Here is a 22,683-nt window from a genome sequence, read left to right as displayed (position 1 = left end):
CGGATGCGTGGCGCGCCCAAGCCACGGAGCGCCTTGTTGATGGTGCTGGCCGCCTCGAAGCCGGCATGATCGGGCGCGCCGAGCTGTTCGCCCCGGTGGAAAACCGGCGCTTCGCAGGTGCACACGACCATGACGATGAGATCGCCCTGCTTCTCAACCCCGAGGCTCGTCTCACCGCAGACGGCAACTACCCCACGGTTTAAGGAGAGTCACCATGACACCGTTGTTTCATACCAATGACGCTTCACTTTCCCACGATGAGCTCGCGGCACTGAGCGCCGTGATCGCTGAGGCGCAAACGTGGCATCTAAATGCAGGCGCAGGCGTGGTTGAGGATGGCTTTGTACAGCCGTTTGATTCCTCCCCCACCTTCGGCAACGTCACGTACTACTAAGCAAGGAGCACATTCATGCATGACTTTCCCTTTCACAAAGTGCTGATTGCTAACCGCGGTGAGATCGCAGTCCGCATCATCCGCGCAGCACGTGACGTTGGGCTTTCCAGCGTGGCCATTTATGCGGACCCAGATAAAGGTGAACCTTTTACGTCCATGGCCGATGAGGCCGTGGCTATCGGCGGAACCACGTCTGCGCAGAGCTACCTGGATATAGATAAGGTGCTCCAAGCCTGCAAGGATTCAGGCGCGGACGCGGTCCACCCTGGCTACGGCTTCTTGAGTGAAAATGCTGAGTTTGCCCGGCGCGTGATCGAGGAGGGGCTCACCTGGATTGGCCCGCCTCCGGAGGCCATTGAGGCACTCGGCGATAAGGTCACGGCCCGTGCGCTGGCGGAAGCCGTGAACGCGCCATTGGCTCCGGGGACAAAGGAACCGGTTGCTGGCGCCGATGAAGTGGTTGCCTTCGCGGATGAGCACGGTTTACCTGTGGCCATTAAGGCCGCCTTTGGCGGTGGTGGGCGCGGCATGAAGGTAGCTCGAACTCGCGGGGAGGTCCGTGAGCTCTACGAATCTGCAACACGTGAAGCTCAGGCGGCGTTCGGCCGCGGCGAGTGTTTCGTGGAGCGCTACCTTGACCGCGCCCGCCATGTGGAGGCGCAGGTGATTGCGGATGCACACGGAAACGTGATTGTGGGCGGCACTCGCGATTGTTCTTTGCAGCGCCGCTTCCAAAAACTCATTGAGGAAGCACCCGCACCGTTTTTGACCGAAGAGCAGCGTGACCGCATCCATGACTCTGCGAAAGCGATTGCGAAAAAGGCCGGGTATGTCGGGGTGGGCACAGTGGAGTACCTTGTCGGCGCAGATGGCCTGATTTCGTTTTTGGAGGTCAATACTCGCCTCCAGGTTGAGCACCCAGTGACGGAGGAAACAACGGGCATTGATCTGGTCATTGAGCAGTTCCGCATTGCTGCTGGCCACCCATTGTGCTTTAAGCATGATCTGGAGCCCACCGGTCACGCCCTGGAGTTTCGCATCAACGCCGAGGACGCCGGTAGCAATTTCATGCCGGCTCCCGGCACTGTGACCCGCTACGAGGAGCCCGGCGGGCCCGGCGTGCGCGTGGATTCCGGTATCCGCGAAGGCTCGGTCCTGGGTGGTCAGTTCGATTCCATGTTGGCCAAGCTCATCGTGCGCGGTGCAACCCGCGAGCAGGCCATCGCACGCGCAAAACGCGCGTTGGCAGAATTCAAGGTTGAAGGTGTGCCCACGGTCATCCCGTTTCATCAGCGCATGCTTGACGACGCCGCCTTTACCGCCCCCAACAACCACTTCACCGTGTACACCCGCTGGATTGAAGAGGAATGGGACCCGGACGTTGCACCGCATGAAGGTGGCGAGACGGATGAGCAGAGCGAGGACCGTAAGCGCCGTACCGTATCCGTTGGTGTCAACGGACGCTCCATTGAAATCACGCTTCCGGAGCCACTGCTCCTCGGGGCTGTGGCGCAGCGGCGACGCAAACGTCGTTCGCGCGCGGGTTCCAGTTCCGCTAAGGGCTCAAAGGGTACTGCCAGTGCAGATACCCTCACAGCACCGATGCAAGGCACGGTGGTGAAGGTGATTGTCACCGAAGGCGCACGCGTTGAAGTAGGTGACGCACTTCTGATTCTGGAGGCCATGAAGATGGAAAACCCCGTCAAGGCTCACAAGAGCGGCACCGTGAAAAACCTAGCGGTCAAGCCCGGTGAAAACGTGGACAAGGGGGCAGCACTCCTGGATATCGTGTCCGAGGACTAGCATCTTCACCCCTACTAGGCCCATGCCTCGGCCTCTGACCTGGCGCGGCACTTATAACGGTTGACGCGCTGGGCCTTTTAGCTATATGGTTACCCACATGAGCGGTAAACCCATATACCAAGAGATCGCGGATGAACTCCGCGACATGATCTCCTCGGGCGCACTCGCCCCCGGAGACCGCGTCCCGTCAACAAACGAGCTCTCTGCCTACCACTCCGTCAACCCGACTACCTCCGCGAAAGCTCTCACAGAGATTTTCAATGAGGGTTTGGTGGAGAAACGCCGGGGGCTCGGTATGTTCGTTCTTAAATCCGCACGCCAACAGCTACTCAGCTCCCGGCGCGCAGCTTTCCAAGAGCGATTTGTCCAACCTTTCGTCCACGAGGCTGACCAGCTCGGCCTTTCCACAGCGGAACTGACCGCCATGATTGAAAAGGAGCGCACCAAATGAAGCATCCGCACCCACAGCCCCCTCCGCAGCCCGGCTTTTACGCGCTCATCGGCCCGAACGCCGCGGGCAAGACCCACCTGCTTCGTTCATTGATGGGGCCGGGTGCCGCATTCGTGCCCGCCGGTGCGGACGCTAAGTTCGCTGGCGATACTGTCGCTCGGCAGCTACGCGCAGCCAACGCGGCAAAGCCACTCGCTCCCGTCGATATGCCTGATGCGCGCATCAAGGATCTTTCCGTCGGTCAGCGCCGCCTCCTCACCATCCGGATCGCGCTAGCAGCACAAGAGCCACTTTTGCTTCTCGACGAACCTTTTGACGGCATCGACGCCACCACACGCAAGCAGGTACGCCAGCAACTCATTGATTACATTGCAGAGGACCCTGAGCGCACCATCATCATGGCCTCCCATCGCGCCGAGGACTTCGCCGGATTAGCCACGCATGTAATCCAGGTGTTCGACCGGGAGGTCCACTCCTCCGGGCTTCCACTAGAAAGTGTCCGCACGCACTTCCCCACCATCACCGGACCAACCGCCGAGATTGAGGGCCTGACAACCCAGTACCCCGTTGCCGAAACGGCGACGCTTGGCCCCACTGCTCGGGCCACATTCACCGACCCGGCCGCCGCAGCAACAACCCACTTGCCCGTGAACTACCCCACCGACGCGGAACTGTTCGACCTCCTAGCCACAACACCCATCCACGTAGAGCCCGAAGAAACAGACCAAATAACCCAGGGAGATGTGAAGCGATGAAACCTTTCTTGAGTCCAACCACACCAGCCGCGTACCTCACTGCGTTCTTTGTTTTATTGATCGCAATGCCCTTCGGCCGGTACTACACGGGCGACGGCGAACTCTGGACCCTCTGCGGCGGCATCGCGCTTATGGCACTCTTCGCCTACATCGCATCCAAATGGTCGGCCCTCAACCAATTGGGAATGAGTTTTAGCCGGTGGCTCACATCAGCTTTGAAAGTTGCACTCACCGTCACAGGTATTCTTGCAGCTGCCACGTCTGGTTCATCCATTGCAAACCAGTACGCCAATCCCTACTACAAGTTGTACGACGTATTCCTTGTCACCAACAGCCAACCCGTGAACTGGGCTAACGATCATGATGTGACGGCTGCTGGCCAGGACTCATGGACAATCCTCGCCACATTTGGAGTGACGTTCACCTTCCTGTTCCTCGCCGCCCTCACCGGAATCGCCATCGGTGTATCGGAAGGCGCTGCCAACAGGTGGGGTCTGCTTGTCATTGGAATCGCCATCGCTGGACTGTTCCTTGGCTTTGCATACGCGCAGATGTACTGGGACTACGCGTTTGCCGTGGGTGCCCCAATCCCGCGATCGAGTATTGTGTGGATCACGGTTGGCATCGGCGCGCTTGTGGTCGCCATAACCGCCGCTGTGACAATTGCCCGCACCCCACGATTCATCAAATAGCCCACGACAAACAACCGGAACGGTAGGCGGTTAGCGCTCCAACCACTCGGAGCGCAGCACCCCGTGGCGCGAGCACGCCGCCTCCCATGCCATCGGGCTGATCTTCACCACCATGCGGCGCCCGCACACCGGGCAGATGCGCGGGGCATCATAGGGGCGCGCTGGATTTAGTGGCCACACGATCTCCCCAGACAAGACTGCCGCGGCCAGTTCTCCCATCTCCAGGTTCTTCATTATGGCGACATCCACTTACAAGGACTTCAAGGTGTCATAGAGCGGACCGTGCCCGGAGTTTTGCTTCTGCCCCACCGGAGTAATGGATAGGTTCAGGTGTGAATCCATGACCCGATCCACCGCATCGCGGTCCTTCTCCATGGGGCGCCCAAGGGTAGTCAAGTAGTTACCTCCGATAATGGCGTTGGCCCCGCCGAGAAGGCCTTGTTCAGTTCCATCATCCCCCAGCGCGAGCTCGGTCCCGCCCGCGAAACGGATTTGCGTTGATGGCATGGCCAAACGGAACGCTGCCACCGCACGCAACGCCTCGCCCTGCGGAACAAGCGGACGGTCTGCGAAAGGGGTCCCTGGCCGCGGGTCCAAGAAGTTCATCGGAACCTCATGCGGCTGAACCTCAGCCAGCTGCGCAGCGAACTCCGCACGCTGCTCCAAGGTCTCCCCCAAGCCGATGATTCCGCCACAACATGTCTCCATCCCTTCTGCAAGCACATGTTCAAGAGTGTTCTTACGTTCCTGCCATGTGTGAGTAGTAACCACATTGGGGAAGAAGGATTTGGCAGTTTCAAAATTGTGGTTGTAGCGCATGACCCCCATCTGGGCGAGCCGGTGTGCCTGTTCACGGGTGAGAATGCCGAGGGAAGCCGAAATGGAAATATCCACTTCCTCCCTGATGGCCGTTATTGCTTCAGCCACTTGATTGAGCAACGCATCCGTCGGCCCCTTCACCGCGGCAACGATGCAGAACTCACTCGCCCCCATCTTCTCTGACTGTTTGGCAGCTTCCACCAACTCCGCAATATTCAGCGTGACGGAACGCACGGGGGATTCAAAAAGACCGGACTGTGAACAAAAACTGCAATCCTCAGGACAACCGCCCGTCTTCAAAGAAACGATCCCTTCCAGGGAAACATCCACACCGCAATGCTTGATGCGCACCTGGTGGGCGAGATCGAGCAACTCCTGGAGGCGGTCATCCTCAATCTTCAAGATCTCTAGAATTTCTTCTTGATTCAGGCCCTCACCACGCTTGAGACATTTCTCGTGCGCGACGGTGAGGATATCGCTGTTCCTCGTCTGGGATGAGTTTGTTTTGGCCATGCAAAGCAGTCTAGCCGGGCGATTGAACAGTGTTCAAGAAGTGGCCCAGTGACACCAGCTCCCCCCCGTTCGGTCCCCATTTTCTAACCAAATAGGCGTACTGACCTGACTTAATCTATTTTCAGGTTTATCCTATATCCACTTAAGGCAAATACCGTTCCCTCATCCTGGGGTCGGATAGATACGGAAAGGTCCACCACCTCATGCAGCTGCCCGATTTGGACACACAAAAGTTCTTCGGATTCTTTTCCATCCTGATCAGTCTCATCCTCGCCTTGGCAGGCGGACTGACCAAAGGCGATGTAGAGCAGCCCCCCACATCATTTACAAGCACGCCAAACAACATCGAGGAGACCAAAGAGAAGCTCTTCGACCAGATCAACGATCACCGCGCGAAAAACGGGCTGGCCCCTTGGACCCGCGACGAAGCGCTGACTCAAAGTGCCCAAGAATGGAGCGAGCACCTCGCCAAGTCGGGCAAATTTGAGCATGATGACATCAAGCGTGGCATTGAAAACATTCACTACTCTTCCAGCACCCCGAATAATGCTGTGAACAACTGGAAGAAATCAGCAGGCCACAACACCAACATGTTGAGCAACACCACACGCGCAGGCCTTGGGATCGCCTACGGCAAAGACGCCAAGGGTGGCTCGGGCTACAAGGTTGTCCTGCGTGCCGAATAGCAGCGAGTAACTAGCGGTACTCAACCAGCAGCGGCGAGTGGTCGGACCAACGCTCCTCCACCGTCGCTGCTTTTCCACCCCGCTCGCAGGTTGCTACGCTTGTAGCATGTCCGCCGCGCCAGTACCGTCCTCCCCTCACGAACCGCGCCATATTCCCCAGCGTGAGCTCCGCAATGAAAGCAGTAAGATTTTGCGCGAAGTGGAAAAAGGCGCGGAATTCATCATCACCAACCGCGGCCGCCCCGTCGCTCGGTTGACCGGCCTTAAAAATGTCCACTCTCCACGGTTGGCCTACACGCCTGCCTCACGGCCACTAAGACTCGGCGCCGAGAATCGAATCCAACTCCCCATCAGTACAAAGGAGATTCTGGATACTGTCCGCGAGGAAAGGTTGTGACAGCGTGAAGCTGTGGTACCTCGATACTTCTGCGGTGATGAAGCTTATCGCGCAGGAGAAAGAATCCGATGCCCTCGATGAAGCGATCTTGGCGGAGTCACCGGCGCTTTTCTCAAGCACTCTCCTCGAAACTGAGCTGCGTCGCGCTTGTCGTTTTCTTCCAGAGATACAGCCGCACATCATCGAGGATGTTATTGAGTCAATGTCCATCTTCGAGATCGACAGGAGCATTTTCCGAGTCGCTGGAATGCTGCCAGGCACACACCTTCGCTCCCTTGACGCTATCCACATCGCCGCTGCCCTTCTTGGTGGGTGCACAACGATGGTGACATACGACCACCGGATGGCGGATGCCGCGGAAGAAGCAGGCCTCCCGGTACTTTCACCAGGTCGCGCTAGAGAATCCTAGCGGTACTCAACCAGCAGCGGCGAGTGGTCGGACCAACGCTCCTCCACCGTCGCTGCTTTTTCCACCCAGGTGCGCTGGGCCCGCTCAAGCATGTTCGCGGTGGCTGCCTGGTAGTCAATGCGCCAACCTGCGTTGTTGTTGAATGCCTGACCACGGTAGGTCCACCAGGTGTACGGCGCGTCCTCCGGGTGGAGGCGGCGGGCAACGTCAAACCACTGCGGTTCGGTGCAGGCGACGCGGCGGTTGTCGCTTTCGTACTCGACGGCGCCGAAGAAACCAGCCTCATCCTTCGCGTCGATGTCCTGGGCCTCATCATCGGGGAAAGCGCCGAAGACGGCATCCATGAATGCGCGTTCACCAGGCAGGAAGCCGGAGGACTTCGTGTTGCCCTTCCAGTTCTTCAGGTCTTCTCGTCGGTGGCAAATATTCCAGTCACCGCCAATCACCATGTCCTTGTGCGTTTCCGCCCACCGCGCCAGCAGCGGCTCAAACACGTCAAGGAAACGCCACTTCTCATCCTGCTTCTCAGTGCCAGTGCTTCCCGACGGCAAGTACAGCGACGCCACCGTCGTCCCGCACTCCAGACGCCCAGAAATGAAGCGACCGGAATCTTCGAAGTGGGGGATGCCCACGGCGACGTCGATAAGCGGTGTGCGCGAAAGGATACCCACCCCGGCGCGACCCTTTGCGGCAGCTGGTGCGACATAGAGGTGCCACCCGGCTTCGAGCGCCGGTGCGAGCGCGGCCTGAGTCTGCTCCTCCGTGGCGCGAACTTCCTGCATAAGCACAACATCCGCTGGAGTGTTCTTCAGCCACTCCAACATGCCCAAGTTGTTCTCATTGCGCACCTTCGTGGCCGCGCGGATCCCGTTAACGTTGACTGATGCGATGGTGAGGCTCATGCCCGATCACCCTACCTGTCCCGCGTCAACGCGGACGATTGCCCAACCTCGAGGGCGCGATGGGCACGCTCACCGGCAAAGAGGTACGCTTGTCGGTCGAAAACAAAAAAGAAGATAACCAAAATTTTGTAGAGGTGACCCATGGCCAAAATCATTTGGACGAAGACGGACGAGGCACCACTGCTGGCAACGTACTCACTGAAGCCCATCGTGGAGGCTTTCGCGTCGAACGCAGGCGTAGACGTAGACACGTACGACATTTCCCTAGCCGGCCGCATCCTCGCGCAATTCCCGGACTACCTGGAGGAAGACCAGCAAGTTCCGGACTATTTGGCATTGTTGGGTGAGCTGTCCAAAACGCCTGAAGCCAACATCGTCAAGCTGCCGAACATCTCCGCTTCCCTTGTGCAGCTGAAGAACGCCATCAAGGAGCTGCAGGACGCTGGTTTTGCCATTCCGGACTACCCGGTGAACCCGCAGACGGATGAGGAGCGTGACATCCTCAACCGCTACGACGCGGTGAAGGGCTCCGCCGTCAACCCGGTCCTGCGCCAGGGCAACTCTGACCGCCGCGCACCTCGCTCCGTGAAGAACTTCGCCCGCAAGAACCCGCACTCCATGGGCGCATGGTCCAAGGATTCCAAAACGAACGTGGCCACGATGGATGCCAATGACTTCCGCCACAACGAGAAGTCCGTCATCCTCGACCACGATGACACGTTGACCCTGAAGCTCACCGGCACTGATGGCCAGGAGAAGGTCTTCCGCGATGACATGAAGGTGGATAAGGGCGACGTCGTGGACGCGACCTTCATGTCTGCCCGTGCGCTCGATGCCTTCCTGCTGGGTACCGTCCAGCGCGCCAAGGACGAGGGCATCCTCTACTCCATTCACCTCAAGGCCACCATGATGAAGGTCTCTGACCCGATCATGTTCGGCCACGTTGTCCGCGCCTTCTTCAAGGACGTGTACGACCAGTACGGTGAGCAACTCATGGCTGCTGGCCTCGACGGCGAATCCGGCCTGGGTGCCATCTACTCCGGCCTGTCCGAGCTGGACAACGGTGAAGAGATCCGCGCCGCCTTTGATAAGGCAATGGCGCAAGGTCCGGACCTGGCGCAGGTGAATTCCCACAAGGGCATCACCAACCTGCACGTGCCGTCTGATGTCATCGTGGACGCTTCCATGCCGGCCATGATCCGCAACTCCGGCCAGATGTGGAACGCGGACGACAAGCCACAGGACACCCTGGCCGTCATCCCGGACTCCTCCTACGCCGGCGTGTACCAGGTGGTCATCGACGACTGCCGCGAGAACGGCGCCTACGACCCCGCCACCATGGGCACCTCCCCCAACGTTGGCCTCATGGCCCGCAAGGCTGAAGAGTACGGCTCCCACAACAAGACCTTCAAGATGCCTTTCGCAGGTACCATGCAGGTCATCTCCTCCACCGGCGACGTCCTGCTGTCCCACGAGGTTGAAGCTGGTGACATCTGGCGTTCCTGCCTCACCCGCGGTGACGCTATCGAGGACTGGGTCAAGCTCGCTGTTGACCGTGCGCACAAGTCCGGCATGAAGGCTGTGTTCTGGCTCGACCCAGCACGTGGGCACGATGCCAACATTCAGAAGCTGGCCGAAGCACAGCTAGCCAACCTGGATACCACTGGCACCGACATCTCCTTCGCGTCGCCGGAGGAGGCCACCAAGATCACCGTTGACCGCATCCGCCGTGGCGAGGACACCATCTCCGTCACTGGTAACGTGCTGCGTGACTACAACACTGACCTGTTCCCCATCCTTGAGCTGGGCACCTCCGCCAAGATGTTGTCCGTCGTCCCGCTCATGGCCGGTGGTGGCCTGTTTGAGACGGGTGCTGGTGGTTCCGCACCGAAGCACGTCCAGCAGGTACAGGAAGAAAACCACCTGCGCTGGGACTCCTTGGGTGAGTACCTCGCGCTGACTGAATCCTTCTTCCACGAGGAAGACAAGCACGGCAATGCCCGCGCTGGCATCCTCGGCCGCACCCTGGATCGCGCCATCGAACGCTACCTGGATGAGGGTCGCTCCCCATCCCGTAAGGCCGGCGAGATCGATGACCGTGGCTCCCACTACTACATCGCCGCCTACTGGGCCGACGAACTGGCCAAGCAGGACGAGGATGCAGAGCTCGCCGCAGGCTTCACCGCGATTGCCAAGGACCTCGCCGACAACGAAGCCCAGATCAACGAGGAACTCCTCGCCGTTCAGGGGTCCCCTGCCGATCTCGGTGGCTACTACTGGCCGGACGATGAGAAGACCACCAAGGTCATGCGTCCGTCGGAGACCTTCAACCGGATCATCGACCGGACTGAGGACAACTAGCTCCGTTTACGTGAGTTAAGCGATTAGGGTGTGCCCGCTCGGCAGTTTGGCCGGGCGGGCTCACCCTTTGCTACTTAGCCCCGCTACTTACCGCCGGACTACTTGAAATAACCTTTCATGTACTCCTGCGATCCGATACCCACCGAATCAAAGAACTCAGCCATGTCGACCTCTTCCTTGAGGTACTCAAGCTCGTCCTCATCCCCAGTCGCCTCCGCTGCCCTCATGTCGCGCATTGCATCCTGAAAGGCATACGGTTGCCACACGGTGAGACCTAACTTCTCAAAGACATAGCTCGACGGAGCCTCCTCTTCATTGATCCTGGCACCATCGTTGGATGCCATGAGCACCTCCGCGCATTCGATAGCGTTCATACGCGACAGGGTATGCCCTTCCCACTCAACGTCAACGCCGTCCTTCTTCGGGTTGGTGGCAAATTCCATGAACTCCACCCCGCCCCGGCCAAGGTGCACCTGAATGCACGCGGCGTTGAAGTAAAGCGTGGTGTCAGTCGAACCGCCCTCAGGCTGCCCGAGTACCGCACGCACCTGCTCGACAGTATCGCCAAAACGCACAGTGCCATCGCCGAAAGGTGCTTGGAAGTGGGTCCCTTCGTGTGAGATCAAACGAATCGGGGCGGACATCGGTTCTCCTTCGTGGTGGACGCGTTTTCTCTCCGAAAGTACCACCCACCATGAGTGCCCTTCTTGGGCACTGGGAACGCTTCCACTTATCTATACTCCCTATCTGAGAATCAGGTAAGTTGACACGCATGACCGCATCAGCAGATTCAACATGGATTGAAGCACCCAACGGATACGCCCTGACCATTACAGACAATAAAATCCAAGCCAGAAACGCCAAAGGAAAGATTTTGAAGTCTGTACCGGCAGCAGTGAAGAAAACTGATACCTTTCTTAATCTTGACAATCTGCTGACCTGGCTGCAGGCCCACGATGCGGAGTGCGGTGCAACAGTGGAAAAGTGGCTGCTGCGCTCGCTGCCCGTTCCCGCTACTGTCATTGCGGCAGTGTGGCCAGATGAAACTTGGCAATCCTGGCTGCGGGATCTGATCATCCAGCCCGTTGATGAAAGCGGAACCAGTGATGCGGGGGCAGCGGGCTTCTTGCGTGACGTGAACACCACTGATGGCCAGATCAGCTTCGGTGTCGTCGACCTAGACGGGGAAACGCAAACGATCGTGTCCGATGAGATCCTCATCCCTCATCCCGCGTTGATTGAGGATCTGGAGGATCTTCGGGAGTTCGCCGCGGATTTGGGTATCCAACAGCGTTTTGATCAGCTACAGCGCGCCGTGTATGGACTGCCCGTTCCGCTTCCGGATGAGTCTGTAACTGTGTTGGACACATGGGCAGGTGCACGGTTCGAGCAGGGTCGCTTTGCCGTCGGTAGGGCCCAATCAGCTGGCTACAACATTCAAGGTGGCTACGCGGTGACCTACATCTATGAGGACGGGCATCTGGTGGAGGCCCAGTATTGGATTGGGGCCGGAGACAACCCCGAAATCGACATCTGGACGGGTGGACTGTCATGGCGCGTTGACGGTGAGACCGCTCCGGTGCGGGAAGTTGGGCCCGTGGCATATAGCGAAGGAGTGCGCATGGCCACTCACATTCATGCTGGTAGAACGGTGGAAGAAAATGAGTAATAACCGCATTCGTACTGAACATGGTGGCATCACGCTGGAAGCAAATGATGCGACGTTCCCGCTCTCTGCGGCAACGTTCACGCATGCTGCGTTGCCTGGTCGCACCATTGTCAGACTGATTCCAGAACAGCTCCTTGAGGCAGAGCGCCTTGCTCTTGCAGTATCCGAAATTGAATTCGAGGGCAGCACTCCCGTCGGCCACGTTCAGCGCCGTGGAACCGGGTTCCCAGCATGGCCGATCCTCACTGACCCGAAGAATGCCCAGCATGCGCTGAACCTTGTTGCGGATCTGGAGCGCGCAACCCGCCGCGCCAAGTCAAAACCAGGGGCGGCCAAAACAGAAATTCTCGCGCTCGCAGACAAGCTGGAAGACAGCGCTCCACACTTTTTACCTACTTTCCTGGAAGAGGCCGCACGCGCCTACATTAAAGGAGGCAATGACGCCTACGCCGCGCAAATGTTCACACGTGCGCGCGAGATTGAGCGCCGTTACACAGTGCCTATCGACGAAACACGGCACCGCGACGTCTTCTTAGAATTTGCCTACGCTGGGGCAATCAGCGGTAAGGAGCTCGCCGCTGAGGCGAACAGTTTGTCCGAACGGCTTGAACCACCCGAAGCCTTTGAGACATTCCGCAACCTGTGCATCGAATGCGTCCGTGGCGGATTGCCTCCCTATTCCGGCATGAAGAAGGACCTGGCAAAGCTGGCAAAGGCTGCCGGGCTGAAGCCTGCGGAGGAAGAAGCCCGCTTCATCCCCGAGCTGTTGCGTATCAGTTCGATCGAGGGCGCAGGCGCCCGTTTTTGGAAGAACTACTACCCCGCTATCCGTAAGGCCGCAACAGAGTCTGCGGACGTGCGTGATCTTCTGTTGACACTGACACCGAGCAACGCGGATCCTGATGAGTGGATTGATCTGCTTCAGAAAACTGGTGCCCTCGAATCAGTCAAGCAGGGCGCCTGCCCCGAGTTTGTTCCCCACATCTTGAACCTCGCTGTACAGTGCGATTCGGGCACCTCGAAGCCGAGCACGAAACTGGCACCATTGCTCGCGGAGATTCTTCCGCATGCGGGCTGCACATCGATGGAATTGCCATGGAAACCGCTCACGGACATGCCACCTGAAGCATTTGAACAGCTTGCGGCCCACGGTGTGAGGGTGGACCCGGACAGAGGGAATTACAAACCATCTATCAATGTGCTGTATTGGGCAAGAAGTGAAAACCGAGCTCCGCTGCCACACCTCGTGGCTGATGAACAGTACCGGCAGTATCTCATCAACGGCATTGAGAAGGAACTGGAAATCCCGGAAGTTCTGTCGGCTGTGGCGACGGACCCGTATCTTCAGCCTTTGGTGATTGAGCTTCTCACTGAAAAGGTCGAGCTCCTTGAATCCGCCGCACCAACGGTGGACCGGTTGATTGCTGTGACCAACTATGTCCGCGGGTTCGAAGAAGCCGACGATGAAAAAGTTCAAGCCTTATTGGACCGTGTGCGGGCCTATCACAAGAATCCCGCTGAAGTTCTGGCAGAAACTCTGCGCCGGGGCTTACTCGAAGAGTTGTGGTGGCCTGAATTTGAGGAGGCTCACGCAAGCAAGGAACAACCCGGTTCATACGAGCGTGTCTACTCTCAAGACTGCTGGCCAGGAGTGGTGGTCTACAACAAGCAAGAAGCGACATACCTGTATGGCCACACCAATCAGGACATTTCTAACTGGACTGGTAACCCCATCAACGGAATCACCGAGGTTGACGGCCAGTTTGCAATCCTGAACTGGGATCCCTACGCTGGCGAGGAGTGGATTAACTGGTCTGCTTCGGGCACGCGGATCCTGACTAAAATAGCTGCCCTGTCGGGAGGTCTCCCAGGTGGCTCTGTTCCTGTCCCAGGTGGTCGTCTTGTTGGCGTGAACACGGTTCTTCGTCCTGACCAACCCACCTGGACCCGCTGGAACAACCAGTTCTTCGTGGAAGAAGACCGCATCTGGATGGTGCAGAGCGACAAGACAACCATTGAAATCGATCCGGAAACCGGTGCCAGAGGCCGTCAATCCATGCCGGATTGGTTTGACGAGCAGTCCCGCCGCCACCCCGATCTCGTCTTTGAACCAACTCGTTCACAGCTACGCCCTGTCACCGATGTGACCGCTGATTCGCCTTTCTCCACGGCGGACGGATACCACAGACATGCAGTGTTCTCCCGTCCCGATGACCCCGATTTTGTGCTCATCGTTGATGCAGATGGCACTGAATTTTCCATCACAAGCGAATACGCGTGGTTAGCATCCGGTGTCATCCGTTTACCTGATGGACAGCCACGAATTCTCCTTCGCACGCATTGGGGTAACGCCATCCTCCACCCGGAGGACGGGGTGGCAACGGATTTTCATGGAACGTTTTTCGACACGGACCTGTGGTGGCACCATACGCATCCCCGCGACCCTGAGCTCAGCGCGCGGATGCGCACGATCACAGCGGATGACGTGCGCCCAACACTTGAGTACGTCGCCGATAACGCGGATGTGGCTGGGGACGACAAGCGGCGAGGTGAACTATATGAAAAGATCTCCAAACAGCTTGGCTTCAATGCCCTAGCGTTGTGCTCAGCCGTTGTACGACATGCTCACAACCTGCTGGAATCATGGCCGCAACCCGATGCTGGGGGTTCGTCTGGCACCTTGCTAGACGCTCCAACGTTTGAGCGGCACCACCAACCCCTTTCCTCGCTCCTGCGCAGTTTTTGGTATCAGGTCGAGGTTGAGGCAATTTGGTGCGATGCAGCGAAACTGGGCCTCCACGAACACTCTCTGCCTAAGGCAGGTTCCAGTTCGAGCCGCAGGCACACCTGGTCTGAACTGCTCGGCGCTACAGACGGTCTCCTTGCGCTCGCAGCTATTCCAGGCCGCACGGCCGAGGAAATCCAAGGATTGAAAGAGCTGTGGCTCGTCCTGCGTGAAGCTGGTGTAGTGAGTGCTGCTGATCTTGTTGTGGATACGATTCAACCGCCTGAAGGTTTCATGGTGGACTACCAATTCAGCTACCCTTCATCCCTGCTCATCAGCGACTATTACAGTAAGCCCTTGTCGCTTCTGCGCAGAGCCACCGACGAGCCTGTTGTCCTGGATGGGAAGAAATGCACTCTGCTGAACCGGCATGAGTTTTCCCCTGGTCGCACGGATCTGGAACCGTTTTTTGATGCTTTGCTCGAGCGTGTGAAAGACAACGGGCTGGCACCGTGGTCGCCTGAGCCGGGAGTCGCGTTCGCCGAAGCTGCTGGAATGCCCGTGACGGATGCGCACCTGGTCATGGCCGGATTCCCCAATTTCAACGCGGACATTGTCAACTTCATGCCCAAGGAGCTGCGTACAACGATGGGCCTGAAGGTGAAGGAGGCTGCGGAAGCTCGGGAGAGGCTCAACACATTCCAGGAGGACTTCCTGGGTGTGCTTGCCGCCGGTGTCCCCGAGGACCCCGCGGCGCTGGTGGAACATGGTCTTGATATTCACGCCATGGCTGCTCGTTGGCCAGGTAAGAAATCTGCTCTGGGTGCGGACCGCCCAGAGTGCTTTGATCGTTTGCCGAAGCATCTCTCGAGCGCGACAGTGGAGTCTGTTCTGGCGGGCACACGCGATGAGGAAGACGTGGTAGACGTAGTCACAGCAATCCTCTGGCTAGCCCACGAGCTGGACTTGTCCGACGAGTTACGTACCGGCCTAGCGGATTATGCCGATGAATTGGTCCGATCCCCTGGCGGCCTGGATGATGTTTATCTTGGCACTATCCCGGACATCACCGTTTTGCGGCACAGCCTGGGCTTCCCCAGCGATAAAGATCTCCGGCATGGGCGGTTCCGTATCGAAGAGAGCACTTGGATCTTCCCCAATTCTTTATACGTGGATCTGACGGGCATCACTGATCCGGAAGATCCAGACCGTCAGTTTGCACACCGTTGGAGTGATGAACACGGTGGCGATGAAGCGACGCTGACAGCTGAAGACGTGGTGCTATCCGGGAAGCTTTCTTCGTATGCGCAGTGGCTGCGTGAAAAATACGATGGAGGCGATCCGCATGATCCGCTCACTGTGGTGCCACAGCTCGTGGCTGAGGTCAGCTCGACGCTGGGTGTGGGCGAGAATGCGGCACGGTACTACCTGCAATTGTTGGCGTGGCCCGATCCCACCGATGCGCATGTGCGCCGGTGGAATAGCTGGCAGAAGGCAGATATTGTCGCGGCTGCCCAGGAACTCGTTGCACTGAACTTCGTTGTTGAAGCGAAACGACCACGCTCCAGGCGCAGTTTCTTCCTCCAGGGTGGTTGGGCTGAAGCCGTTCCGCCACATCTGCCGTTGGAGAGCTGGAAGGTGGAATCTTTGGCCTTCCATCCGAATGCTAGTGGCAGCAAGTACGAACCAGCGCTGAGAGTTGCCGTGGCACCGCTGCCAGCACCGGAGTGGTTCGCTGAGTGTTGGGAACGCTCACAAGGGGAGGATGCTCCGCAGTTTTCGGAACTGGAAACCACACGGAGGAAACGCCGATGACCATAGCGAATGCAACCAGACTCGAACACGGCGGGGTCACACGGGAGCCAACTGAAAATTCCGTTCCCCTTATCGCGGCGAGCTATACCCACCCGGTTTTGACAAACCACAGCATCGTTCGCCTCATCCCGGAAGCGTTGGTGGACGCTGAGGATATCACCCTCGGTGTCACCGGGCTCATTCCCCAGGGCCGAGTGAATGTCGGCCATACCCGCCGCCGGGCGATTGGGTTTCCGGCCTGGCCGATCCTCACCGATCCGGATAATGCGCAGCACGCACTCAACCTCATCGCTGACTTGGAGCGCGCTGGGCGGCTGGCTAGAACGAAGCCGAGGCGTTTTAAGGAGAGCGTCGATAAGCTTGCAACGAAGCTCGACAACAGCGCACCGCACTTCCTTCCCACATTCCTGGAAGAGGCTGGCCGCATGCTCATCGCCGCCGATAATGCGCGGCTAGCTGCGCAAATGTTCACGGCTGCACGCGAGGCTGAGCAGCGTCACCGCTTGCTTATCGACGAAGACCGGCACCTCGCCGCCGTCAAAGAATTCGCCTACGCGGGGGCGCTGAGCACCAAAGAACTGAGCAACGAAGCGAAACGTCTCGCTGAGAGCATGGAACCCCTAGAGGCGTACAAAACCTACCGCACCTTGTGTGCGGAACGGGTGCACGCTGGCCTTTCGCCACATGCCGGCATGAAAAAGGAGCTGGCGCGACTTGCTACTGCCGCAGGTCTGAATGTTGCGGATGAGGAAGCCCGCCTTGCACAAGAGCTGCTGGTTGCCCCCTCGATCGAGCACGCCGGCGCGCATTTCTGGAAGAACTACAGCAAAGCAATCTGCCGGATAGTCGCAGAAGATACCGCATTCATGGACCGCCTGCTTGCGCTGAGTCCACACAGTATGGACACCGATCCGTGGCTGGATTTGCTGGAAAAAGCTGGTGCTCTCGACGTGGTGAAGCAGGGCAACCACCCTGATTTCATCCCGCGCATTTTGTTGTTCGAAACCAGGTGGAAAGGGTGGTCCAAAGAAGGATCAAAGAAGCTGGCCTCAGTGCTTACTCAGATCCTCCCCCACGCTGGCCTCACACAGGTGCCTTTCCCCCACGGTGCTCTTCGTTTTCTGCCTGCTGGGGTTGTTGAAAGCGTTGTGGCCTCCGGGGTTTCATTCGAGTTTTCTCATCCAAGTTCTTTTGCACGGATCGATCTTGAAAAATGGGCCCGTCTTCCATCGCGTGATCCTCTCCCCCATCTTGCCGCAGACACATCCCTGCGGGTTGAGCTGGCCACAGGCGTCTGGAATGTGCTCGAATATCCGGAGGTGATGGATGTCCTCGCCGCGGACCCGCACCTGAGGCCGGTACTCTTAGAGCTGATTACTGAACGTGTGGAGGAGCTCGAAGCCGGAATTCCGCCGCTTGATCTTCTTTCACGCAACACCAGATTCCTTCGCGGATTCGAACACGTCAGGGATGCTGATTTCCAAACGCTCCTCGACCGTGCCCGAGCGATTCACCGTGACCTCGCGGTCCCAGTCGCCGAATCGCTACGGCAAGGTTTGCCCGATGAACTGGGATGGCCTGAGCTAGAGCAAACCTTGAAAGATTACGGGGAACCCCAGAAACTCCAAACCTGGATGGATTGCACTGATAGTTGGCCGGGTGTCTTTGTAAAACAGAACTCCGGTATCACCTATCTCCGCGGACGTACTGCTACCCCTATTGCTAACTGGACGGGTGAATCAGTGTTCGGCGTGGAAGAAGTTGACGGCCAGTTTGGGTTATCCACCTACCACACGAATAACCCGCGAGTGTGGTGGCCGCAATCCCCTCAAGCCAAGGTGTCTACCCTTCACGAATTTGGCAATTTCGAATTACACGCATCCGTTCCGGTTCCTGGTGGGCGACTTTTCGGTGCCGGTGTGATCATGCGCCCCGGCCACTCAACGTGGGCGAGCGGGAGTGAGCATTTCTTTGTGGACGGCGAACGCATCTGGCTTGTCGACGGCACAACGGTAGTGGAGATCGACCCAGCCACCGGCAAGAAGGGTCGTGCTTCACTGCCGGACTGGTTAGAAGAGCAATGCCGCCGGCATCCGGACCTTGTGCTTAATCCGCGGCGTTCACAACATCGACCGGTCACAGATGTCACCGCTGGCTCCCCCTTCTCCACCGCGGATGGGTACCACCGGCATGCAGTATTCACCCGTCCGGACGACCCAGATTTCTGCCTACTTGTAGATGCGGATGGCACCGAATACACCATCACGGGTAGCGATGCCGCATCTGTCCGGGGCGCGCTGCGTCGCCCAGACGGTGGTACGTGGATCTTTGCTGGTTCGACGGTTCTCGATCCGCAAAACCTTCGCCCAATTCCAGTGCGCGGTATCAGTTTCAAACGCGACATGTGGTGGCACCACACCCGTATCCGCGATGCCGCAGTGAGTCGTCGTTTGCGGTCTCTCACCGCCGATGACGTGCGCCCACTGGTGGACTACGCACGCAGTGAGAACACCAAGAACGTCAGCAAGGGTCTCTGCGGCGCCGTGGGTGACCTTTTTGATCTGACAGATCCAGTTTTGCGCTACTCCATTGCACGCCTCGTGCATGATGCCGCGCGCTCCTGGCCACAGCCGGAAGAAGCAGCAGACGCTTCGGGTGAACAGCTCACCCCGGCCCCAACCTTTGCGCGGCAGCGGCATCTTCTCAAATTCGGCAAACAATTCCGCCTGGAAAAATTCGACATCATGGACATTTGGAGGGACACAAGAAAGCTCGGGTTACATGAACTCTACGTACCCCCACTTAGGGATCAGTCACGTATGCGTTTGATCACCTACGACTGGATGTACCTTCTTGGCCACGGTGATGCTCTTCTTGCTCTAGCGGCGGTCCCTGGCCGCACCGCAGAGGAAGTCCAAGCATTGAAGGAACTCTGGACGGTACTGCGCGATGCAGGTGCATTGTCAGCGACAAACCTGGTGTTAGAGTCCTATGGTTTTCCCTTGCTTTCCACCATGGGTGGCATCAAACTGCCTCCCCAGGCTCTCGAACGCGGGTACCGGTCGCTCGAAGATACCTATAACATTGTGCGCGCCGACAGTACTGAACCCGTCACCAAAGATGGGAAAGCTGTTCAACCAGTCCACCGCGAGGAAATTCCCCCCTCGCGCACCGACCTAGAACCGGTGTTTGATGCTCTGATCGACCAGATTAATGCCGAAGGTCGGCGGCCATGGTCACCGGAGGCAGGCGAAGCGTTCGCCGCTGCAACTGGAGCGCCACTAGCGGATGCGCACTTGCTCATGGCGGGCTTCCCCAACTTCAGCGCATACGAGGTGAACTTTCTGCCCAAAGAACTGCGCACCGCCATGGGATTGAAGGTGGCAGAAGCAAAAGCCGCACGCCAACATTTGGAGTTCTACACAGAACATTTCCTCGGTGTGTTGGCAAAAGGTGTCCCCGAAGATTCCAGTACCCTGCTTACCTGCGGCTTAGATGCTACGGCCATGGCGCAATATTGGTCCGAACACGGTCCCACATATCTTCCGGAACTCCCTGCTCACATTGCTGAACGAATACCAAAGACATTTCCTGAAAGCGCCGTGCAGCTCGTCGCTGCCGGCGAGCACGACGAGGATGATTCCCCTCAGAAGTCAACCTGGGCTTTGGAAGTGCCATCGCTGCTTTGGCTAGCCGCCGAGTTAGATCTTGCGGATCCCTTGCGTGCTTCCTTGGCGGATTACGCCGAGGAGCTGCACACAACTCCGCGGGGTATCAGCAAAATTTGTATCGCCTCCGAGCCGCCAAGCGAGTCAAATCCGACCCTTCGTCCCCTCGTCGGCGTGCCGGAACGCACACCTGGTGATGAGAGTGAGCAAATATTCCAGTCCGGGAGGTTGACCCTTGAGCAGCTCCCCAGTCTGGATAAGGTCTACGTCGACCTGAGTGATGTCTCCGACCCGGACGACCCCATCTTCGCGTTAGCGCTGGAACGGACGAAAGAAACGTTTTACGAAAGAATGGTGGTCTCCGCAGCTATGTACCGCGCACGCGGGACTCTGACCGCCTACGCCGCGTGGCTCAGACAATCCGGGGAAGGCGAACCGCGCGATCCGCTCGTTTCTGTGCCCGACCTGGTGTCCACAGTCGCCGACACATACAACGTCAGCGAGGATGCTGCACGCTACTACCTGCAACTACTGGCGTGGTCTGATCCCACTGATGCAAACGTGCGCCGCTGGAATAGTTGGAAGAAAGCCGACATCACTCGCGCTGGTAAAGAGCTTGTTGCCGCTGATCTGGTTGCCACGGGCAAGCGGCCCCGCTCCGGGCGTGAATTCTTCCTCAAGGGCGGCTGGATCGACAACACTGCACCAGAACTACCCATTGAGCTGTGGAAGGCAAGCGCGTTTAAGGTGGAAACCACGGATGATAGTGGCCACTACTCAACCCCGTTCAAGATACCGGTTTCACCGCTACCACCACCGGAGTGGTTCGCTGCATGTTGGGAACGCTCCCAAGGCGACGATGCGCCTGAATTCGCTGAATTGAAAACCACCCGAAGGAGACGCCGATGACACAGCAGGTCGTGCTGGCGGAGGAACGCTACGCCGATGAGCTCGAGTTTTTGGAGCGTTGGGATACCGGTGCCCGCCCACCGGGCTGGCGGCTAACCCCGCGTGCGGTGGTGACCTTCATTATGGGTGGCGCTGACCTGAAAGCGGGGCGTTCCAAGCTCACCATTGCGCCGAAGTACGTGGGTGATCCCGCGCTGGTGGAACGTTGCGTGATCACGCTGGCTGGTTCGCGCGGGCTCATGCTCGTGGGTGAACCGGGTACAGCGAAGTCGATGCTCTCGGAGCTCCTGTCGGCAGCGATCTGTGGCACGTCTGCGCTGGTGGTGCAGGGCACCGCCGGCACCACGGAGGACCATCTGCGGTACGGCTGGAACTACGCCTTGCTTTTGGGCCAGGGGCCGACCCCAGAGGCGCTCGTGCCCAGCCCGGTGATGCGCGCGATGGAGTACGGCAAGATTGCCCGGATTGAAGAGATCACCCGCTGCCTGCCGGAAGTGCAGGACTCGTTGGTGTCACTATTGTCTGAACGCCGTATTGCTGTGCCTGAACTCGGTGACATGTCCGTAGCCGCCACCGAAGGTTTCGGCTTGATCGGCACAGCGAACCTGCGTGACCGGGGTGTTTCTGAAATGAGTGCTGCGCTCAAGCGCCGCTTCAGTTTTGAAACGGTCCACCCCATCGCGGACTTGGACGCGGAAGTCGCTCTGGTCACCGCCCAAACCAAGCGTGCGCTGGAAGCAGCCCAGGTGGATACGCCTGTCGACGATGTCGTGGTTGAAGTCCTCGTCACCGCCTTCCGAGACCTGCGCGCCGGTGTGAGCCGGGAAGGCTGGCCGGTGGAGAAACCCACGACGGTGCTCTCCACCGCCGAAGCCGTCTCCGTGAGCACCTCGATTGCCCTGGCGTCTGCCTATTTCCCCGCACGCTCGGATGGGCTGCGTGACCTTGCTGGGCACCTGCTCGGCGTTGTCCGTAAGGATGATCCGGCTGATGCGGACCGCCTGCGTGGCTACTGGGATGCCGTTGTTCACCGTCGCGCCAACGAGGGCGCTTCCCCGTGGCGTACCTTGTGGGGACAGCGCGACGAACTCGCATGAGGAAGGATGATGTGGGGCTGGCGGGGGACGTCGACAAGCTGGCCAGCGACCCGGTATTTCTCATTGGGGTGCGCCACCATTCGCCGTCCCTGGCGCGCGTGCTCCCAGAGCTTCTGACGCACGCGCAGCCCGATGCGCTAGTGCTGGAAATGCCCGCGGAGGCCACGCCGTGGTGCGAGTGGATCGCCCACCCCAAGGCGGTGGCACCGCTGGCTTTTGCCCTCGCCGATGAGGACAAAGGGATCAGTTTCTGGCCGCTGGCGGACTTCAGCCCGGAGCTGGTCGCGCTGCGTTGGGCGCATGCGCATGATGTGCCGGTGGTGTGCGCGGATGCGTCCCCGGGGGTGGCGCCGGAAACGTCGACAAGCGAGGTAGCCCCAGGTGTGGGCGAGTTTCTGGACACCTACGTGCGTGCCGAACACCACGATGATGTCTGGGACCACCTCGTCGAGGTGCACTCCATTGAAGCGAGGGCGCATGCAGTACGTCGCAGCGCACTCGCTTTCGGCTTGGCCTACCGGCGCGACCAACATGTTGACGCGCGCACGGCAGCCCGAGAAGCATCGATGCGTGAAGGCATCCGTCGCGCCCGCGCCACGCACGGACCGCGCATCGTGG

The 22,683-nt window shown here is 58.8% G+C and carries 20 protein-coding genes; 15 read left to right on the top strand and 5 right to left on the bottom strand.

The features are described from left to right. The 6 genes from F4V54_RS11455 to F4V54_RS06750 form a co-directional block, all read left to right on the top strand. A partial coding sequence (locus F4V54_RS11455; protein WP_170253121.1) for a hypothetical protein occupies positions 1 to 203 on the top strand: 203 nt, incomplete at its 5' end. An 11-nt stretch (positions 204 to 214) separates the two neighbouring features. Continuing rightward, on the top strand, positions 215 to 394 hold the full coding sequence (locus F4V54_RS06770) for a hypothetical protein (protein ID WP_034664938.1): 180 nt from the start codon (positions 215 to 217) through the stop codon (positions 392 to 394). Between the two features lie 15 nt (positions 395 to 409). Next, complete coding sequence (locus F4V54_RS06765; RefSeq protein WP_150386669.1) at positions 410 to 2,197, top strand: acetyl/propionyl/methylcrotonyl-CoA carboxylase subunit alpha; 1,788 nt, start codon at positions 410 to 412, stop codon at positions 2,195 to 2,197. A 97-nt stretch (positions 2,198 to 2,294) separates the two neighbouring features. Next, positions 2,295 to 2,648 carry a GntR family transcriptional regulator gene (locus F4V54_RS06760; RefSeq protein ID WP_052092979.1) on the top strand — a complete coding sequence of 118 codons (354 nt, stop codon included), beginning with the start codon at positions 2,295 to 2,297 and terminating at the stop codon, positions 2,646 to 2,648. Further along, a complete protein-coding gene (locus F4V54_RS06755; RefSeq protein WP_150386668.1) occupies positions 2,645 to 3,403 on the top strand; it encodes an ATP-binding cassette domain-containing protein in 759 nt (252 codons plus the stop codon). Before F4V54_RS06760 ends, F4V54_RS06755 begins: the two co-directional genes overlap by 4 nt. After that, positions 3,400 to 4,095, top strand: a complete 696-nt coding sequence (locus F4V54_RS06750; protein ID WP_150386667.1) for a hypothetical protein — start codon at positions 3,400 to 3,402, stop codon at positions 4,093 to 4,095. Before F4V54_RS06755 ends, F4V54_RS06750 begins: the two co-directional genes overlap by 4 nt. 30 nt (positions 4,096 to 4,125) lie before the next feature. On the opposite strand, the gene bsaP is transcribed toward F4V54_RS06750, so the two are convergent. Both bsaP and bioB read right to left on the bottom strand, forming a co-directional pair. Then, the gene (gene bsaP, locus F4V54_RS06745) at positions 4,126 to 4,329 is read right to left on the bottom strand and encodes a biotin synthase auxiliary protein BsaP (RefSeq protein WP_150386666.1); all 204 of its coding nucleotides are present in this window, start codon (positions 4,327 to 4,329) and stop codon (positions 4,126 to 4,128) included. A 15-nt stretch (positions 4,330 to 4,344) separates the two neighbouring features. Then, positions 4,345 to 5,427: a biotin synthase BioB gene (gene bioB, locus F4V54_RS06740; protein WP_150386665.1), complete on the bottom strand. Its 1,083-nt coding sequence runs from the start codon at positions 5,425 to 5,427 to the stop codon at positions 4,345 to 4,347. A gap of 203 nt (positions 5,428 to 5,630) precedes the next feature. Between bioB and F4V54_RS06735 the strand changes: the two genes are divergently transcribed. Next, the gene (locus F4V54_RS06735; protein WP_150386664.1) at positions 5,631 to 6,113 is read left to right on the top strand and encodes a CAP domain-containing protein; all 483 of its coding nucleotides are present in this window, start codon (positions 5,631 to 5,633) and stop codon (positions 6,111 to 6,113) included. Between the two features lie 10 nt (positions 6,114 to 6,123). Here F4V54_RS06735 and F4V54_RS11755 read toward each other — a convergent pair whose 3' ends face one another. After that, entirely contained in the window at positions 6,124 to 6,390 is a 267-nt protein-coding gene (locus tag F4V54_RS11755) for a hypothetical protein (RefSeq protein WP_249041251.1), read from the bottom strand. Here F4V54_RS11755 and F4V54_RS11905 point away from each other — a divergent pair. Both F4V54_RS11905 and F4V54_RS06725 read left to right on the top strand, forming a co-directional pair. Continuing rightward, complete coding sequence (locus F4V54_RS11905; protein ID WP_428840485.1) at positions 6,313 to 6,510, top strand: hypothetical protein; 198 nt, start codon at positions 6,313 to 6,315, stop codon at positions 6,508 to 6,510. The genes F4V54_RS11755 and F4V54_RS11905 overlap by 78 nt on opposite strands. 4 nt (positions 6,511 to 6,514) lie before the next feature. Next, complete coding sequence (locus tag F4V54_RS06725) at positions 6,515 to 6,919, top strand: type II toxin-antitoxin system VapC family toxin (RefSeq protein WP_102723941.1); 405 nt, start codon at positions 6,515 to 6,517, stop codon at positions 6,917 to 6,919. Here F4V54_RS06725 and F4V54_RS06720 read toward each other — a convergent pair. Beyond that, entirely contained in the window at positions 6,916 to 7,821 is a 906-nt protein-coding gene (locus F4V54_RS06720; RefSeq protein ID WP_102723942.1) for an exodeoxyribonuclease III, read from the bottom strand. The two genes, F4V54_RS06725 and F4V54_RS06720, sit on opposite strands and share 4 nt — an antisense overlap. A 141-nt stretch (positions 7,822 to 7,962) precedes the next feature. Between F4V54_RS06720 and F4V54_RS06715 the strand changes: the two genes are divergently transcribed. Further along, positions 7,963 to 10,182, top strand: coding sequence for an NADP-dependent isocitrate dehydrogenase (locus F4V54_RS06715; RefSeq protein WP_034664948.1), 2,220 nt, complete (start codon positions 7,963 to 7,965; stop codon positions 10,180 to 10,182). A 98-nt stretch (positions 10,183 to 10,280) separates the two neighbouring features. On the opposite strand, the gene F4V54_RS06710 is transcribed toward F4V54_RS06715, so the two are convergent. Continuing rightward, entirely contained in the window at positions 10,281 to 10,826 is a 546-nt protein-coding gene (locus tag F4V54_RS06710; RefSeq protein WP_150386663.1) for a hypothetical protein, read from the bottom strand. Between the two features lie 128 nt (positions 10,827 to 10,954). Here F4V54_RS06710 and F4V54_RS06705 point away from each other — a divergent pair, with 128 nt between their 5' ends. The 5 genes from F4V54_RS06705 to F4V54_RS06685 all read left to right on the top strand — a co-directional run. After that, the gene (locus F4V54_RS06705) at positions 10,955 to 11,851 is read left to right on the top strand and encodes a DUF4132 domain-containing protein (protein WP_150386662.1); all 897 of its coding nucleotides are present in this window, start codon (positions 10,955 to 10,957) and stop codon (positions 11,849 to 11,851) included. Beyond that, complete coding sequence (locus F4V54_RS06700) at positions 11,844 to 16,391, top strand: hypothetical protein (RefSeq protein ID WP_150386661.1); 4,548 nt, start codon at positions 11,844 to 11,846, stop codon at positions 16,389 to 16,391. Before F4V54_RS06705 ends, F4V54_RS06700 begins: the two co-directional genes overlap by 8 nt. A 98-nt stretch (positions 16,392 to 16,489) precedes the next feature. Further along, a complete protein-coding gene (locus F4V54_RS06695; RefSeq protein WP_150386660.1) occupies positions 16,490 to 20,968 on the top strand; it encodes a hypothetical protein in 4,479 nt (1,492 codons plus the stop codon). Further along, positions 20,965 to 22,065 carry an ATP-binding protein gene (locus tag F4V54_RS06690; RefSeq protein WP_034664959.1) on the top strand — a complete coding sequence of 367 codons (1,101 nt, stop codon included), beginning with the start codon at positions 20,965 to 20,967 and terminating at the stop codon, positions 22,063 to 22,065. Before F4V54_RS06695 ends, F4V54_RS06690 begins: the two co-directional genes overlap by 4 nt. Then, the coding region (locus F4V54_RS06685) for a DUF5682 family protein (protein ID WP_249041250.1) at positions 22,062 to 22,683 on the top strand (622 nt) is incomplete at its 3' end. The genes F4V54_RS06690 and F4V54_RS06685, both read left to right, overlap by 4 nt.

It is taken from the genome of Corynebacterium tuscaniense, from assembly GCF_008693065.1.
GTDB lineage: Bacteria > Actinomycetota > Actinomycetes > Mycobacteriales > Mycobacteriaceae > Corynebacterium > Corynebacterium tuscaniense.
The sequence above is the reverse complement of the archived record's forward strand: the minus strand, read 5'-3'. Positions and strand labels throughout refer to the sequence as shown.

Excerpts from the sequence above, each read along its gene's own strand:
- F4V54_RS06770 (WP_034664938.1), top strand. The coding sequence starts at position 215 with ATGACACCGTTGTTTCATACCAATGACGCTTCACTTTCCCACGATGAG.
- F4V54_RS06765 (WP_150386669.1), top strand. The coding sequence starts at position 410 with ATGCATGACTTTCCCTTTCACAAAGTGCTGATTGCTAACCGCGGTGAG.
- F4V54_RS06760 (WP_052092979.1), top strand. The coding sequence starts at position 2,295 with ATGAGCGGTAAACCCATATACCAAGAGATCGCGGATGAACTCCGCGAC.
- F4V54_RS06755 (WP_150386668.1), top strand. The coding sequence starts at position 2,645 with ATGAAGCATCCGCACCCACAGCCCCCTCCGCAGCCCGGCTTTTACGCG.
- F4V54_RS06750 (WP_150386667.1), top strand. The coding sequence starts at position 3,400 with ATGAAACCTTTCTTGAGTCCAACCACACCAGCCGCGTACCTCACTGCG.
- bsaP (WP_150386666.1), bottom strand. The coding sequence starts at position 4,329 with ATGAAGAACCTGGAGATGGGAGAACTGGCCGCGGCAGTCTTGTCTGGG.
- bioB (WP_150386665.1), bottom strand. The coding sequence starts at position 5,427 with ATGGCCAAAACAAACTCATCCCAGACGAGGAACAGCGATATCCTCACC.
- F4V54_RS06735 (WP_150386664.1), top strand. The coding sequence starts at position 5,631 with ATGCAGCTGCCCGATTTGGACACACAAAAGTTCTTCGGATTCTTTTCC.
- F4V54_RS06720 (WP_102723942.1), bottom strand. The coding sequence starts at position 7,821 with ATGAGCCTCACCATCGCATCAGTCAACGTTAACGGGATCCGCGCGGCC.
- F4V54_RS06715 (WP_034664948.1), top strand. The coding sequence starts at position 7,963 with ATGGCCAAAATCATTTGGACGAAGACGGACGAGGCACCACTGCTGGCA.
- F4V54_RS06710 (WP_150386663.1), bottom strand. The coding sequence starts at position 10,826 with ATGTCCGCCCCGATTCGTTTGATCTCACACGAAGGGACCCACTTCCAA.
- F4V54_RS06705 (WP_150386662.1), top strand. The coding sequence starts at position 10,955 with ATGACCGCATCAGCAGATTCAACATGGATTGAAGCACCCAACGGATAC.
- F4V54_RS06700 (WP_150386661.1), top strand. The coding sequence starts at position 11,844 with ATGAGTAATAACCGCATTCGTACTGAACATGGTGGCATCACGCTGGAA.
- F4V54_RS06690 (WP_034664959.1), top strand. The coding sequence starts at position 20,965 with ATGACACAGCAGGTCGTGCTGGCGGAGGAACGCTACGCCGATGAGCTC.